Raw genomic sequence first — 15,347 nt, 5'->3', positions numbered from 1 at the left:
GTTAGTTCAGTGGGCATGATCTATAGCCAGCAAGATCATCTACTCATGGTAGAGCTCCTTTATACTTCCGCCGTTACGGCGCACCATTGAACACGGTGTAGCGCTTGAGAAACGCCACCTGTCGTTTGCCATCCTCGCCACGCTCTCCGCCTTCGTCGGCGTCCACCTCGATCTTGTTGGCATAGACGACGGTTGAACCCTTCTCGCCCTTGCGGACGCAACCGCCGAGCGCGAGCGCCTGCTTGAAGGTCAGCCAATGCGGGCAGGCATAGCCCTTCGTCATGGCAGCGACCCACAGGGTCAGGACGTTGATGCCGCGATAGGGAACGCCGGTCGAGCGGAGCGGGATGTTGAGCGCGGTGCTGCCGTTCCACGATTTCGACCAAGGCCGGGTGCCTGCCTCGATCATGGCGATCATCTGGTCAGTGATTTCTTGATAGATGTCGGCTCGGTTGTCGGTGATCCGTCCCATGTCACTTTTCCTTTCCTTCGAGGCTGAAAGCCGGTCGCAACAGCAACCGGCTCTGCCTTTCCGGCGAGGAACGGGATGGGGAGGGAGGGCGAGAATCTACCGCTGGCGCGGGCGAGCCGCCTTAGCGTGGCCGGCGCCCTGCAGGGCGTCGGGCGCCACGCTTGGCGGATTACACGGGCGGTCGATTGTCGTTCGGGAACGAAAGGGCAGCCGCCCTTGGTGTTCCCCGGCGCCGATTGCCCTCCTGGTAGGAGGGCACTGGCATCAAGGGGGCGCCGCGCCTCAGGCGCGGCACAGTTCTAAATGCCGTTGGGGGACGTGTAACCAGATGCAGGGACGATCCGTAGGAGCGGAAGCTTCAATGTCAGGGAGGTTCCTATGCGCTACGCATCTTCGATCGCGGCACTTACTGTTCTAGCCGCCAGCATTCCCACCGTGATGGTGGCGGCGCCTGCCGTTGCCGCCGCGCCCGCAGTACGGCCGTTCGATCAGGCAGCGTTCGACGCTGCGCAGAAGGCGGGCAAGCCGATCCTCGTCTGGGTCCATGCTCCCTGGTGTCCGGTCTGCCGGGAGCAGGCGAAGACGATCGCCCGAGTGACGGCCGAGCCTGCGTATCGCGACATGCAGGTGTTCCGCATCGACTACGACACGCAAAAGCCGCTGTGGCAGAAGTTCGGGGCGACCATGCAGTCGACGGTGATCGCGTTCCACGGCAAGCGCGAGACGGCCCGGATCGCGCACGAGACCGATGACGGCAAGGTTTCCGCGGTGATCCACAGCGCGATCGCCTGACGCGGAGGATGGCGTCCGCTCTCAATCCCGCGCTTGCCTATGCGGCGGGCGCGCTCACCATTCTGTCGCCCTGCGTCCTCCCGCTGGTGCCGATCGTACTCTCGTCTGCGGCGCAGCGGCATCGTTTCGCGCCGCTGGCGCTGGCTGCGGGGCTGGTAGTCTCGTTCACGGCGACCGGGTTCATCGTTGCCGCCTTCGGCCAGGCGCTCGGGCTCGACACGCTGGTCGTTCGCGCGGCCGGCGCGGTCGTTCTTTGCGTTGCCGGCATAGTCCTGCTCGTGCCGAAGCTGCAGGACGTGCTTACCCGCTTGGCGACCCCGCTCGCCGCCTGGGCGAGCCGGCGCCAAACGGCATTGGACGACAGGGCGGGACTGTGGGGACAGGCGCTGGTCGGGGCACTGCTCGGCATCGTCTGGGCGCCCTGTGTCGGCCCGACGTTGGGCGCTGCGGTCGCACTCGCGGCCGAAGGCAAGGACCTGGGCGAAGTCGCCCTCGTCATGATCGCCTTCGGGCTCGGCATCTCGACCGTGCTGCTGGTCATCGCCTTTGCGGCACGCGGTGCGCTCGCCCGGTGGCGTGGTCGCATGATGATGGCTGGCGGCCGCGGGAAGGCGGTGCTGGGCGTCCTCCTCCTCCTGGTCGGCATCTTCATCCTGACCGGGTTCGACCGCAAGGTCGAAGCGTTCGCGCTCGACCATCTCCCGGACTGGATGACCGAATGGTCGACCCAGTTCTAACCCCTCTGTCGTGACCCTCCATGGAGTTGAAACATGAACCTTAGCGGAAAGCGTGCCCTGGTGACGGGCGGTTCGAGCGGCATCGGCCTCGAGATCGCGCGCGAGTTGCTGAGGGCGGGCGCGAGCGTCGCCATCACTGGCCGCCGACAGGAGGCGGTCGACAAGGCTTTGGGTGAGCTGCGGAGCCTGGGCACGGTCAGCGGAGTCTCGGCTGACGTGACGACGGCCGATGGTCGCGCCCGGTCTCTCGATCTCACGACGCGGACGCTCGGCGGCCTGGACATCCTCGTCAACAATGCCGGCGGTGTGCGGGCGGGACGCCTCGAGGCGATCGAAGAAGACGAGATCCGCCAGATGGTCGAGGTGAACCTGACGGGTCCAATCCTGCTCACGCGTGCTGCGCTGCCGCTTCTGAAGGAGCGCGCAGACGCGCTGGTCGTGAACGTCAGCTCGGGCATCGCGCTCGTCGGCATGGCGTTCTACACGCCCTATGCTGCGGTGAAGGCCGGCATCGCGCATTTCGGCGAGGCGCTGCGCCGCGAGTTGGACGGGGAAGGTGTCCGCGTCCTGACGGTCTACCCGACCGCCACGGAGACCCCGATGATGGCCACCTCCGTGTTGATTGTCACTGAGAAGTGACCCGGGGCCGCTATAAGTTTCCACTGAGAATTGACCCATGTTTCTCTCCCCTCTGGCTGTCAGTCGGAGGGTCTTGGAGTGATCAACATGGACTTACTCAGTGTGATCCGCCGATGGCATTTCCGGCAGGAGATTTCCATTCGGGAGATCAAGCGACGGACCGGCCTATCGCGCAACACCATTCGCAAATACCTGCGTTCCGATGCGGTGGAGCCCAGTTTCAAGGTTCCGGTGCGCCCCAGCAAACTCGATCCCTTCGCGGACAAGCTGTCGGCTTGGCTGCGGGTGGAATCCAAGAAATCCCGCAAGCAGAAGCGGACCGCCAAGCAACTCTACGTGGATCTGGTGGAGCTGGGTTACGATGGCTCCTATAACCGGGTGGCCGCCTTTGCCCGCCGATGGCGGACCGAGCTTCAGTATGAACAGCAGACTATCGGACGCGGGACGTTCGTTCCTTTGGCTTTCCAGCCTGGCGAGGCCTTCCAGTTCGACTGGAGCGAGGATTATGCCGTGCTGGACGGCAAAGTGACGAAACTGCAGGTCGCTCATACCAAACTCGCGCATAGTCGCGCCTTCATCGTGCGAGCCTATCTGCTTCAAACCCATGAGATGCTGTTCGACGCGCTGACGCAGGCATTCCGGGTGCTGGGCGGTGTGCCGCAGCGCGGCATCTTCGACAACATGAGGACCGCTGTCGACAAGATCGGGACGGGGAAGGCGCGGCAGGTCAATGCCAGGTTCGCTGCAATGGCCAGCCATTATCTGTTCGAGACGGATTTCTGCAATCCGGCTTCTGGCTGGGAGAAGGGTCAGGTCGAGAAGAATGTCCAGGATGCTCGGCGCCGGTTGTGGCAACCGATGCCCAGCTTCCCTGGTCTGACTGAACTGAATGCTTGGCTGGAAGCTCAATGCATCGCCCAATGGAGCGAGATCCAGCATGGCGCCATGCCCGGCACTGTGGCCGATGTGCATGCCGAGGAAGCGTCCTGCCTGATGCCGCTGGGCCGGCCCTTCGATGGCTTTGTCGAGCAGATCAAGCGCGTATCTCCAACCTGCCTTATCGCCTTCGACCGCAACCGCTATTCGGTGCCTGCTTCGTTCGCGAACCGTCCGGTCAGCCTGAGGATTTACCCGGATCGTCTTGTCATAGCGGCCGAAGGCCAGATCGTATGCGAACATGCCCGGCTTATCGATCGCTCTCATAACAAGCCGGGACGCACAATCTATGACTGGCGGCATTATCTGGCGGTGGTCCAGCGCAAGCCCGGCGCCCTGCGCAATGGTGCCCCCTTTCTCGAGATGCCCGAGGCCTTTCGGGAGTTACAGGGCCATCTGCTCAAGCGCCCAGGCGGCGACCGAGAGATGGTCGAGATCCTGTCCCTGGTTCTTCATCACGACGAGCAGGCTGTCCTGAGGGCGGTTGAGTTAGCCCTGGAAGCTGGTGTCGCCACCAAGACCCACGTTCTCAACGTGTTGCACCGACTGATCGATGGCAAGGCGCCTCCAGCAGCGCCGATCGATGCGCCTCAGGCGCTGCGTCTGACGCAGGAGCCCGAGGCCAATGTCGTTCGCTATGACAGGCTGAGGGAGATCCGCCATGCGACATGACCCTGCCAGCGCTGCGGTCATCGTCATGCTGCGTAGCCTTAAGATGTTCGGCATGGCTCAGGCCGTCGACGAACTGATCCAGCAGGGCGCGCCTGCCTTCGATGCTGCCTTGCCGATGTTGGCTGGGCTCCTGAAAGCAGAAATGGCCGAGCGGGAGGTCAGGTCCATCGCCTATCAGATCAAGGCGGCCCGCTTCCCGGCCTACAAGGATCTGGCTGGCTTTGATTTTACCGCCAGCGAGATCAATGAAGCACTAGTGCGTCAGCTTCACCAGGGCGACTTCATGGAAAACGCCGACAACGTCGTGCTGATCGGCGGGCCCGGAACCGGCAAAAGCCATATCGCAACGGCGCTGGGCGTCCAGGCTGTCGAACATCACCGCAAGAAGGCCCGCTTCTTCTCCACGGTCGATCTCGTCAATGCGCTTGAGCAGGAAAAGGCTTTGAACCGGTCCGGCCAACTGGCAGAACGCCTGCTACGTATAGCGGCCTGCAATGATGTTCGCCCGGACGCGCAATAACGAGCGGTTTCTGGCGCACATTAGTTGAGACGGATAGTCTCGCTCGACGCACATTCCATGAGACGCAGCGCACGATCGGTGAGACGGACGCACATTGCTGATCCGGTAGCGCAGGATGCCAGCCTGACGCTACTACAGCGGCAACCCTGCCGCGCGCATCTCGTCAGTGAGTTCCCGGGTACGCACCGGGTCGAGGCCACCACGCAGCAGCTTCCGGATCTCGGCCGGCTTGGCGTCGAACTGTTCGGCGAGCATGCGGGTGTCATAGCCGTGCCGGGTGAGCTGGGGTTCGAGATCGTCGATCTGGCGCGACAGGATGCTGTCGATGGTCGCGGCATCGACCGGTTTGACGCTGGCATCGAAGCCCGCCTCGAACGCGCGCACCAGGTGCCGACCAATCTGAAGCGGGGTCTTTAGTCTGGCGGCGAGCAGGATAGCAGCGTCATCGACCAGCGCTTCCTCCGGCTCGATCCCCGGTAACAGAGCAGCGCGCAACGCCCAGTCGATGAAATCGCGCTGGCAGTTACGCAGGCCGCCGAACTCGAACACCGTTGTGCGGTCGCCGATCTCCTCCATCTGCGGACGCTTGAGGTCGTTGCGCAGCTTGGGGTGGCCTACGAGGATGACGGCGAGTTGCCCGCCGCCCTCGGTCACCAGCTCGACCAGGCGCTTCAACGCGGTGAGCGTCTTGGGATGCAGGTCGTGCGCATCGTCGACGAACAGGGCGACGGGCCGCTTGGCTTTGCGGAACAGCTCGATCAGGTCGCGCTCGCGGCGCTCGGACTGGCTGGGGATGGAAACGGTCTTGTCGGCGGACAGATCGTAGAACAACGCCGACACCAGCAGCGGCACCGATATCTTCGCCTTCTCCAGGCTCAACGCTCGCGAGACGATGACACGCCCGTCGCGCTCGAGCTCTTCGCGCAACCGGCGGGTCAGAACGGTCTTGCCGGAGCCGATGGTGGCGGTGAGCGCGATCAGCCGGCCGCCCGAGATGGCGGTCTTCAGATCATGGGCGAGCTGCGCGTGATGCTCGGTTTCGAAGAAGCCGAGATCGACCGGTGGCCTTGCCAGCCCGTAATAGCGCATCACCTCGGTCTGCATCAGCCGCTCCGTTTGTGTCCGGGCGGGAACCGCCGGCGGATTTCGCCCATGACCTCGGGGCGGGACAAGGTGCGCGCGAGCAGCGCGTCGATAAAGCCGCGATCTTCCTCGCCAAGGCTGCCGAGCGGCAGGCGCAGCTCATCCGCGATCGCCATGCGCGCTTTGAGCGGGGTGGCGAAGGTAAGCTCGGCGAAGGGATCAGGGTCGACAAACGAGCGCGACGGCACGGCCGCGCTGTTTGTCGTCGGCAGCACCGTCACGACGACGTCGGTTTCGCCGGACAGTACCGAGCGCGGGATGCCGATGCGGGTCGCCAGCTCGTCCACCCGGTCGGCGCGTACCTCGCGCCGGCTCTTGCGGTGCTTGCGATAGCGGTGAAGCGGTACCGGCCCGCCGACCGGATCGAACGGGCCGTACCGTTCCTCGCCATGCTCGACCCAGAGTTCCCGGTCGAACAGGCCCCACCATACCACGACAGTCTCACCGGCTACCTCAGGCGACACCTCATAGGTGACGCCGGCGACGGTCAGCCGGCAGTCGATCCCGACCCGGCGTCGCTCGGGTTCGCGGGCGAATGCGCAGTAGCGTTCCCAAGTGCACATCGCGCGGATGCCGGCTTCGGGCAACCGGGCCAACCAGTCCTCGATGCGGGAGCGCTGCTCGTGGCGATGCCCGCCGTTGTTGTAGGTCGTGACATAGCGCGCCAGCCAGCGGTTGGCCTCGTCCTCGCTGTCGGGTTCGTGGAAGTGGTAGAGGGTTTCGTGCGCTTCCTTCACGGTGCGGAAAGGGCGCTCGACCTTACCCTTGGCGCGCGCCGTCGTGCGGTGCGGGTCCGAGCCCTTCGGCATATGGCGGATCACCTCGATGCCGAGGCACTCCATGACCCGGTTGAACACCGCCGATTTGCCGACCGGGCCACCGTCGATCTGGATGCTGTCGGGGATCCCGCCGAACGGATTGTCTTCCTTCGGTGCCATGGCACGGTACAGGAAGCGCAGCGCCGCTTCGGCATCCTCGCCGTAGACCAGTGCATATTCCTGATACGCAACGCCGGAGCGGTCATCGATGACCGAGAACAACATCAGCGTCGGTGCGCCCTGCCGGTCCGGATCGAGCCACGTCGGCACCTTCAATTGCTTCAGGTCGGAAGGGCTCATGTCGAAATGCCACAGCATGTTCGACCGCTCCGCCTGGTAGCGGACCGCCGGTCGCTCGCGGGTAAGTCGCGCAGTGTCGTAACCGAGCCGGCGCATGTGCCGGTTGAGAGTCGAGGCGGTGAGCCTGCCGGGCGTCAGCTTCACCAGTCCCCGGTCGGGCGTTTCGACGCCATGTTCGGCGACGATCTGAAGAATACGGTTGGTAGACAGGCGGCGACCCTGCCGGTTGGTGGTGCGCGCCTTCATCGCCGCGACCACCTCGCACCACCATTCGATTTCGTCGGCCGGCATGATGCGCGGCGTGCCGCGATCGGCGCGGTGAGCATCCTTCGGTCGGCGCTCGCCGCGCAGCAGCCGGTAGAGCGTGGCGCGGCTCACACCGTACAGATCGGCGGTCTGCACCAGCAGCGGCCCGCGCTCCGGGTGCCGCGCCGGTAGCGCCGAAAGGCGACGCCGCAGGGTCACGATCGCCTCGACGGGGATCGTGACGCCCGCGCCCATCACGCGGCCTGCGTCTGCTCTTTGCGGAACGGCACGCCATCGAGCAATGCCTGCCCCGGTGCCTTGGGGCTGCCGTCACCGTTGACATAGGCATAGAGCGTCGTCGTCGTGATACCGAGGCGACGTGCCACGTCGGCCGCAATTGCCTCCCGGTCCGACATAGCCGCCATTGCCATTGAAAGCGTCGCACGATCCATCTTGCGGGGGCGACCGCCGAGACGGCCCCGCGCCCGCGCGGCTGCCAGCCCCGCCTGGGTACGTTCGGCGATCAGTTCGCGTTCGAACTCGGCGAAGGCGGCGAAGATGCCGAAGGCGAGACGCCCGTTGGCCGACGTGGTGTCGATCTGTGCGCCGGCACCAGTCAACACCTTGAGGCCCACACCGCGTTCGCGAAGCGCCTCCGCGGTCAGCACCAGGTGACGCAGGTCGCGTCCCAGTCGGTCCAGCTTCCAGATGACCAGGGTATTGCCGGGCTGCAAAGCCTTCAAGCACGCCGTCAGCCCCGGTCGGGCATCATGACGACCCGACGCGAGATCTTCGTAGATGCGCGACGGATCGATGCCGGCGGCCAGCAGCGCGTCCCGCTGCGGTGCGAGCGTCTGCGACCCGTCCGACTTCGACACCCGGATATAGCCGATGAGCAATGCCGACCCCGCCAGAAAAGACAGCCGGCAACCTGCAATGTGGCGCTGGTTTCTGCAACGGGTTTTCTGACCAAACTATGTCGCCACGACGGTGCAAATCGCAACCGCCAGAAAACCGTTCGTTTTCCTTGCGGTGATGTCGAGCAGACGTGCCTTTTGTCATCACGTCGAGATGACAAACGTCACTACGCGGCAGCCGCTTTGCCGATCACAATGACGGCTCATCTGCAAAGGGCCGTGTCATGCTTCTCGCCACTCTTTTCGCCGTTGCCGCAGCGCAAGTGGCGATGCCGGATTCGACACCATCCGGGGTCGTGGCCATGCCGTCAGAGAGCGAGCCACGGCGGATTCGAACGCCCGAGATGGTCGCGGACTTCTATCTTCCTGCCGCGTCCCGCCCTGTGCCGGCCATACTCCTGCTGGGCGGTTCCGAGGGTGGGCTGTCCAAAGGCGGCGCACGCGAGGCGCGGCTGCTTGCCGAACGAGGCTATGCGGTTCTGCACCTTTCCTATTTCGGCAGTCCCGGGCAGCCTGCCACGCTCAAGATGATCCCCGTGGAGACGTTCGACCGCGCGCTCGACTGGCTGAAGGCACAGGCCGAGGTCGCCGGAGATCGGATCGGCGTGATCGGCACCTCCAAAGGTGCGGAAGCCGCGCTGCTGGTCGCATCGCGCCGCTCCGATATCAGGATTACCGTGCTGGGTGTGCCGTCCAGCGTCACCTGGCCGGGGATCGACAATGCCAACCTGGTGACCGAAGCGTCGTGGAGCGAGAACGGCAAGCCGGTGCCCTTCGTGCCGTACGGATGGACCGGCGAATGGAAGGGCATTCACGCGCTATACGCCGATGGACTGAACGACGCCGCGGCGGTCGAACGTGCAAGCATCCCTGCCGAGCGGGTCAACGGACCGATCGTGATGGTCTGCGGCGAGCGCGATTCCCTTTGGCCCTCCTGCCCGATGTCGCAGGCGATCCAGGAACGCCTGCGGACCCGCAGTTTCACGCATCCGGTCACGTTGCTTTCGTATCCCGAAGCAGGCCACGCCGCGTTCGGACCGCCCGTGGAGGCCAGTGCGCAGAACGCCGCCATGCTGAGCTTCTTCGGGGGCACGAGTGCCGGCACGACCGCGGCACGTACCGATAGCTGGCCCAAAGTGCTGGCAGCGATCGACGCGGCCCTGAAGCGGAGCACCGCACGATGACCGCTCGTACCCCCGCAGCACGGCTGACCGGGGTGCGCAAGATGCTGGGACGCCGGCCCGTTCTCGAGGCCCTCGACCTGACGCTCGACACCGGCGTGGTCACGGCGCTGATCGGCCCCAACGGGGCCGGCAAGACGACTACCGTCTCTCTTCTCACTGGTCGGCTGTCGCCCGACGCGGGAACGGTCCGGCTGTTCAATCTCGATCCGCGCCGGGCCGAGGCCCGCGGCCGGATGGGGGTCATGCTCCAGGCGGCCGGCTTGCCGGACGTGCTGACGGTCCGCGAACTGGTCATGCTGCACACCGGCTATTATCATCATCCGCTCAGCCTGAGCGAAACGCTTTCGCTGGCGGGTCTGGCCGAACTGGCCGATTGCCGCTGCGGTGCGCTGTCGGGCGGGCAGGTCCGGCGCGTGCAGTACGCGCTCGCCATTTGCGGCCGCCCCGACCTGTTTGTGCTGGACGAGCCGACCGCCGCGATGGACCGCGAGGCTGCGCGTGGCTTGTGGCGTACCGTCCGTGGAGTCGCCGACCGCGGCGGCGCGGTGTTGCTGACCAGCCACGACCTGGCCGAAGCGGACGCGCTCGCCGACCGGGTGGTGGTGATGGCCGGGGGCCGGATCGTCGCCGACGATACGCCCGCCGCCATTCGTGCGCGGGCGGGAGGGTCAGTGATCCGCTGCCGCGGCAGAATGACGCCGGCGGTCGCGTCCGCACTGCCCGGTGCGCGCGAAGCGGCAACGGAGGGGGCGGAACTACGCATCGTCAGCAGCGATGCGGCCGCCACGGTACGCGCGCTGCTCGATGACGATCCGACCCTTTCCGCGCTGCGCGTCGCCGACGCCACGTTGGAAGACGCCATTGCCGCCCTGCTCGCACCCGACCGAAGGATCGCCGCATGACCGCCTACACTCTTCCCCCCGGCGTCTGGCGCCGCGAGGCCTTGGTCGAGGTAAAGCGCAGCCTGCGCCTACCCCAGTTCCTGCTGCCCACGGTGCTGACTCCTGCAGCGTTCTACGGCCTGTTCACGCTGGCAATCGCCAAGGCACCGAGTCCGGTCGCAGCTGCGGCGAGCCTAGCCGGCTATGGCGTGTTCGCGGCCATCGGCCCGGCGCTGTTCGGCTTCGGCGCGGGCGTGGCGATGGAGCGTGAACAGGGTCTCATCGAACTGAAGCGTGTCTCGCCGATGCCCGCCAGCGCCTACGTCATCGCGAAGCTCGCAGCCGCGGTGCTGGCCACGGCGATGGCGGTCATCGCGATCGACCTGCTCGCGATCGTCGCCGGTGTCCGGCTTTCTCCCGCCAACTGGGTGGCACTGACCGCACTCCATCTCGCCTCCGCCGTTCCCTTCGCGCTGATCGGCTTCGGGATCGGTATGCGGATGAGCGGAAAGGGCGCGGTGGCGGTCGCCAACGCCCTGTTCCTAGGATCGGCCGTGTTGGGCGGCCTGTGGATACCCTCCGCGATGCTGCCAGCGTGGATGCGCGGGATCGGTGAAGCGACACCGGCCTATCACCTCGGCCAGATCGCCCGGTCCATCGTTGGGGCCGACACGATCGGATCGCTGGAGGTGCATGGCGTGATGACGGTGGCAATGACCGGCGTGGCAGCCCTCTGGGCGTGGACAGGCTGGCGGCGGAGTCCGGCTTGACCCGTTCCATCGTCGCGATGGAAGGTGGCGGGATGCGGACGGCGAGCGAGCGTTGGTGGGACGGCCCCTGGCCCTGGCTGGTCTATCTCGTCTTCCTGCCCCTGCCGTGGCTGTGGCGAGCGCCCGATCTTGCGACGCTTTTCCTGACGGGGATAGGCCTCACGCTGTTCCTGCCGCTGTACTTCGCCGCGCATCGGGTCCGGGGAGTTCGGCTCATCGGGGCCACCGCAGCCATCACCGCCATCGGCATAGCCCTGGCACCGCTGCCGGTGGGCTGGACCGTGTTTCCCATCTACGCCGCTGCGGCGATCGGCCGTGCGCGTCCGCGGCAAACCGCGTTTGTTGCCATCGCCGCGATCGCCGTTGTCACAGCAGCAGCCGGCTTCGGTCTGTCACAGCCGACGCTCTGGTGGCTGCCCGGCGTCTTGCTAGTGGTCATGACCGGGAGTGCCACAGTGTCGCGCGAGGCCTTCTATGAGCGGGCGCAGGCTTTGCTGCGCACCCAGGAGGAGGTGCGCCGCCTCGCCGGCACCGCCGAACGCGAGCGGATCGCACGCGACCTGCACGACGTGATCGGCCGCACACTGACGCTGGTCGCGCTCAAGGCCGATCTTGCCGGCAGGCTGGTCGACCGCGATCCCGACCGCGCCAAGGATGAACTGGCCGCCATCGCCGGCGCGGCGCGCGGCGGGCTGGCGGAGGTGCGCGCGGCGCTCGCGGGCCAGTCAGGCGGCAGCCTGTCGCACGAACTGGCGGCATCGCAAGCCGCACTCGCCACCGCCGGCGTCGCCATCGAGCGTGTGGGCGATCCCGACCAGGTTGCCGATGGTGCCGGAGCGATCCTCGCCATGACGCTGCGCGAAGCGGTGACCAACGTCATCCGCCATGCGGGTGCATCGCAGTGCCGCCTCGATATTGCTTGCGGCGCGAACGGCGCAACGCTGACCGTGGCCGACAACGGCCGCGGCGGATCGTTCAGGGAAGGCAACGGGCTGACCGGCATGCGCCAGCGGCTCGCCGCAGCAGGAGGCGACCTTTCGATCGTCACCGATAGCGCGGGCACACAACTCCGTGCGACGGTGCCGGCATGACCCTGCCGTCGATCCGCATCGTGGTGGCGGAGGATCAGGCGATGGTGCTCGGCGCAATCGCCGCCCTTCTCGAGCTCGAACCCGATCTGGCCGTGGTGGCGTGTGCGACGAACGGCGATGCCGCGCTCGATCATGTCCGTGTGCTCCGACCCGACATCCTGCTGACCGACATCGAAATGCCGGGGCTGTCGGGTCTGGATCTCGCTCGCGCTGTTCGGGGTCGGTACACAGAACGGACCCAGATATACGCTAAGGTTTTGCCGTGCCTTCGACGGCGCGCATCTGGCGAAGCGGTCTGAGCGCGGTGGATGGCGCATCGGGATCGGTCCAGAGGTAATCGCCGGTGAGATTGATATGCTGCCAACCGAGCGGTGATAGGTGTTGCAGCAGGTCCGGCGGGACCGGCCGGCCGAGGTTGGCGAGATGCATCCGGGCGGCTTGCAGGTAGGTCGTGTTCCACAGGACGATGGCACCGGCGACGAGGTTCAGCGCGCTCGCCCGATGGCTTTGGGCTTGCAGCGCATGATCGCGGATACGGCCGATGCGATGGAAGAAGATGGCGCGTTTCAGGGCATTTTCCGCTTCTCCCTTGTTGAGTTCGCGGGTGGCGCGGCGACGCTGTTCGGGCTGCTCGATCCAGTCGAGCGTGAACAGGGTACGCTCGACGCGACCGATCTCGCGCAACGCCAGTGCCAGGCCGTTGGCGCGTGGATAGGAGCCGAGCCGTTCCAGCATGATCGAGGCGCTGACGACGCCTGTGCGGATCGAGGTTCCCAGTCGCAGCACGTCGTCCCAGTGTGCCTCGATCAGACCTTCGTCGATGCGGCCCGCGACCAGCGGCGCAATATCGGGGCCGGGTTCGATGCCGTTAAACAGGTGCAAACGGCGTGCGGCGATATTCGGGATACGCGGCGCGAACCGGAACCCAAGCAGATGACATAGCGCGAACACATGGTCGGAGACGCCCCCGCCATCGACGTGATGCTCTTCGATGTGCAGATCGGCGCCGTGGTGGAGCAGCCCGTCGAGCACCTGTGCCGCCTCGCTCGCCGAAGCGGAGATAACTGTGGAATGGAACGGCGCGTAGCGATCCGAGACGTGGCTGTAAAAGGAGACAGCCGGCTCTGTCCCCTTGTGCGGATTGACTGCGCCGGTTGCCTGGGCGCGGCGGTCGAGCGGAAAGTTCTGACCGTCTGAGCTGGACGAGGTGCCGGACCCGAACAGCGCGGCCAGCGGCGCGGTGTGTTGGGCGTCGACAAGCCGGGCGAGCGCGCGACCGTAGGTTTCCTCGCGCAGATGCCACGAGGCGAGCCAACCGAGTTGGCGCTGGGTCACGAGATTGCAGGCTTCCGCCATGCGCGTATGGCCCAGATTGGTGGCATCGGCGAGCACCGCCGTGAGGATCGCACGTGGTTCATCCGCGGCACGGCCACTTTGCAGATGCGTGAAGCACTGGCTGAACCCGGTCCATCGATCGACTTCGGCAAGAAGGTCGGTGATGCGGATCGCGGGCAGATGCGCATAGAGCGGCGCAAGGGCGGTATCGGATTCCTCGGGAGTAATCGCCTTCAAGGGCGAAATCCGCAGCCTGCCCAAGCTGAGCTGCACGTCTTCCAGCGCGTCCGTCTCCGCCTTTCGCTCGACCTCGGCCAATCGACGGGCGAGGCGGGCGCGTCGTTCGGCCAGCCAGATATCGGCCGTATCCGGTGCCGGTATCGGCAAGGGGCCGGCCGCGCGCATGTTGGCGAATACGGGGGCAGGAATGAGTTGCTGCTCGACAGCACGATAGCGTCGGCTTCCCTCGACCCACATGTCGCCGGCGCGAAGCCGGTCGCGAAGCTCGACCAGCACGCACAATTCATAGATCCTGCGATCGGGAATGCCGGTGCCGATCGCCCGACGCCAAGCTTGCCGGATGAAGCCGACTGGCGTGCCTGCAGGCAATTTGCGCAGATGACCAAAATGAAGGTCGCGCATGATCGCGACCGCTCGCGCGAGCGCATGGCAGGCTGGCACCGCCCCGAATGTGAACGAGGCGATGAACGAGGGACCGACCTGTCGGAGGACGGGGTAATTGGTCGCGGCGACCGCGACGGGATCGACCGAATCGGGGCGGATCAGCTTGCGGGCTTCATCGACCTCGCGGCCGAGATCATTCCATCCGATCGCTGCCTCGACCGCAGCGCCGATATCGCCACCTGATATCTTGGCGGCGAGCAAGGCAGCGCCGAGTTGGGCAAGCAGCCGGATTTTGCCGTTGATGGTGCGCCGGTTGCGCTTGAGTGTCGTGTCCGCGCTGTTCTGTTCGCGCCGGAACATCTGCCCAAGCAGGCGATCGAACATCAGCACCGCATCGTCGGTGAGGGTAACGATGGTTTCGAGGATGGTCGCCACCAATGTGGCGCGACGCCGCGTCGCTTGCAGCGTCCGAACATGTTGCGCGGTCAGCCGCACGCCTTCCTGGCACAGGCGTCGGAGGCGCTCGGGATGGACGCCTACGGCGATATCCGGATCGATCCCGATGGCCCGAAGCAGTGTCAGTCGCTCGATGATGGCGGCGAATGTCTTTCGGCCGGGCTTGCCGGGTGACTGCCGCACCCAGGCCAGATCGCTCAAGTTCGTGCCTGTGTGGGGCAGGAGAAGCGCATCGAGCAGCCGGCGCTGTCGAGCATCGAGTCCTCGGGTCAGATGCTCGGCGACATGGCGTTCGGCATCGAGCAACGCCTGTGCGACCATCCGCTCGACCGAACTGATGCCCGGCACAATGATGCGCCGTCGCCGGCACTCATCCAGCATCACGCGCGCCAGCCTAGCCCCGCTGGTCGTCGTCAGCGCGATCGGCAGGAGCCATTCCTGCAACGTCGTTCGCAGCGGCCGACTGAGCGGCATGAAGCCGAATGCATCGCGCAGTGCATCGAGCTGTTCGTACCGGGTCGGGCCGCGCGTCGCGTAGTCGGCCAGCACCTCGGGTCCGACCTGCAATTGCTCTGCGACGAACGCGAGCGGCGTATCAGGGATCAGTTCACCGGGTCGCAGGAAACGGCCAGGATAGCGCAGCGCGCAAAGCTGGATCGCGAAACCCAGCCGGTTATGCGGTCGCCTCCGGCGGACGATGATGGCCAAGTCGTCCCGGCTCAATGTCCAGTGCTGGACGAGCAGGGTTTCGTCGTCGGGAAGCGCGAGCAACGCCGCGCGTTGCTCGTCCGACAGGACGGCGCGACGCGGCATC

Annotated in this window: 14 protein-coding genes and 1 pseudogene; 10 read left to right on the top strand and 5 right to left on the bottom strand. The window is 65.8% G+C overall.

Annotation, left to right across the window (positions count from 1 at the left end; translation table 11 throughout):
* Positions 1-73 precede the first annotated feature (73 nt).
* Positions 74-472: an ArdC-like ssDNA-binding domain-containing protein gene (locus VHN57_RS25155; RefSeq protein ID WP_423286267.1), complete on the bottom strand. Its 399-nt coding sequence runs from the start codon at positions 470-472 to the stop codon at positions 74-76.
* 378 nt (positions 473-850) lie between these two features.
* Between VHN57_RS25155 and VHN57_RS25150 the strand changes: the two genes are divergently transcribed.
* The 5 genes and pseudogenes from VHN57_RS25150 to VHN57_RS25130 all read left to right on the top strand — a co-directional run.
* On the top strand, positions 851-1,264 hold the full coding sequence (locus VHN57_RS25150) for a thioredoxin family protein (RefSeq protein WP_125990248.1): 414 nt from the start codon (positions 851-853) through the stop codon (positions 1,262-1,264).
* A gap of 8 nt (positions 1,265-1,272) precedes the next feature.
* The gene (locus tag VHN57_RS25145) at positions 1,273-2,001 is read left to right on the top strand and encodes a cytochrome c biogenesis CcdA family protein (RefSeq protein ID WP_125990246.1); all 729 of its coding nucleotides are present in this window, start codon (positions 1,273-1,275) and stop codon (positions 1,999-2,001) included.
* Positions 2,002-2,034: 33 nt separating this feature from the next.
* Positions 2,035-2,640 (top strand): SDR family NAD(P)-dependent oxidoreductase, encoded by a 606-nt coding sequence (locus VHN57_RS25140; protein WP_423286262.1) that lies wholly within the window; start codon positions 2,035-2,037, stop codon positions 2,638-2,640.
* Positions 2,641-2,727: 87 nt separating this feature from the next.
* On the top strand, positions 2,728-4,248 hold the full coding sequence (istA, locus tag VHN57_RS25135) for an IS21 family transposase (RefSeq protein WP_037513388.1): 1,521 nt from the start codon (positions 2,728-2,730) through the stop codon (positions 4,246-4,248).
* A pseudogene (locus tag VHN57_RS25130) lies at positions 4,238-4,732 on the top strand (ATP-binding protein); the annotation flags it as partial. The gene istA and the pseudogene VHN57_RS25130, both read left to right, overlap by 11 nt.
* A 168-nt stretch (positions 4,733-4,900) precedes the next feature.
* On the opposite strand, the gene VHN57_RS25125 reads toward VHN57_RS25130, so the two are convergent.
* From VHN57_RS25125 to VHN57_RS25115, 3 genes are read right to left on the bottom strand one after another with little or no spacing between them, the layout of a single operon-like run.
* On the bottom strand, positions 4,901-5,872 hold the full coding sequence (locus tag VHN57_RS25125; RefSeq protein ID WP_125964264.1) for an ExeA family protein: 972 nt from the start codon (positions 5,870-5,872) through the stop codon (positions 4,901-4,903).
* Positions 5,872-7,512 (bottom strand): IS481 family transposase, encoded by a 1,641-nt coding sequence (locus tag VHN57_RS25120; protein WP_206435170.1) that lies wholly within the window; start codon positions 7,510-7,512, stop codon positions 5,872-5,874. The genes VHN57_RS25125 and VHN57_RS25120 overlap by 1 nt, the downstream gene beginning before the upstream one ends.
* Positions 7,513-7,529: 17 nt before the next feature.
* The gene (locus tag VHN57_RS25115) at positions 7,530-8,174 is read right to left on the bottom strand and encodes a recombinase family protein (protein WP_125964262.1); all 645 of its coding nucleotides are present in this window, start codon (positions 8,172-8,174) and stop codon (positions 7,530-7,532) included.
* A 242-nt stretch (positions 8,175-8,416) separates the two neighbouring features.
* On the opposite strand from VHN57_RS25115, the gene VHN57_RS25110 reads away from it, so the two are divergent.
* The 5 genes from VHN57_RS25110 to VHN57_RS25090 are packed head-to-tail and all read left to right on the top strand — an operon-like array spanning position 8,417 to position 12,417.
* Positions 8,417-9,376 carry an acyl-CoA thioester hydrolase/BAAT C-terminal domain-containing protein gene (locus VHN57_RS25110; RefSeq protein ID WP_082132090.1) on the top strand — a complete coding sequence of 320 codons (960 nt, stop codon included), beginning with the start codon at positions 8,417-8,419 and terminating at the stop codon, positions 9,374-9,376.
* Positions 9,373-10,278 carry an ABC transporter ATP-binding protein gene (locus VHN57_RS25105; protein WP_035386402.1) on the top strand — a complete coding sequence of 302 codons (906 nt, stop codon included), beginning with the start codon at positions 9,373-9,375 and terminating at the stop codon, positions 10,276-10,278. Before VHN57_RS25110 ends, VHN57_RS25105 begins: the two co-directional genes overlap by 4 nt.
* On the top strand, positions 10,275-11,027 hold the full coding sequence (locus tag VHN57_RS25100) for an ABC transporter permease (protein WP_035386401.1): 753 nt from the start codon (positions 10,275-10,277) through the stop codon (positions 11,025-11,027). Before VHN57_RS25105 ends, VHN57_RS25100 begins: the two co-directional genes overlap by 4 nt.
* Positions 11,024-12,118, top strand: coding sequence for a sensor histidine kinase (locus VHN57_RS25095; RefSeq protein WP_423286256.1), 1,095 nt, complete (start codon positions 11,024-11,026; stop codon positions 12,116-12,118). The genes VHN57_RS25100 and VHN57_RS25095 overlap by 4 nt, the downstream gene beginning before the upstream one ends.
* The gene (locus tag VHN57_RS25090) at positions 12,115-12,417 is read left to right on the top strand and encodes a response regulator (protein ID WP_423286253.1); all 303 of its coding nucleotides are present in this window, start codon (positions 12,115-12,117) and stop codon (positions 12,415-12,417) included. Before VHN57_RS25095 ends, VHN57_RS25090 begins: the two co-directional genes overlap by 4 nt.
* Here the strand turns inward: VHN57_RS25090 and VHN57_RS25085 are convergent.
* A complete protein-coding gene (locus VHN57_RS25085; protein WP_012449407.1) occupies positions 12,368-15,346 on the bottom strand; it encodes a Tn3-like element ISMpo10 family transposase in 2,979 nt (992 codons plus the stop codon). The genes VHN57_RS25090 and VHN57_RS25085 overlap by 50 nt on opposite strands.
* Between the last annotated feature and the right edge of the window lies 1 nt (position 15,347).

Source organism: Sphingobium salicis subsp. salicis, assembly GCF_049472635.1.
Taxonomy (GTDB): domain Bacteria; phylum Pseudomonadota; class Alphaproteobacteria; order Sphingomonadales; family Sphingomonadaceae; genus Sphingobium; species Sphingobium yanoikuyae_A.
Note: the sequence above shows the minus strand (reverse complement) of the source record. Positions and strands in the feature narration are given on the sequence as shown.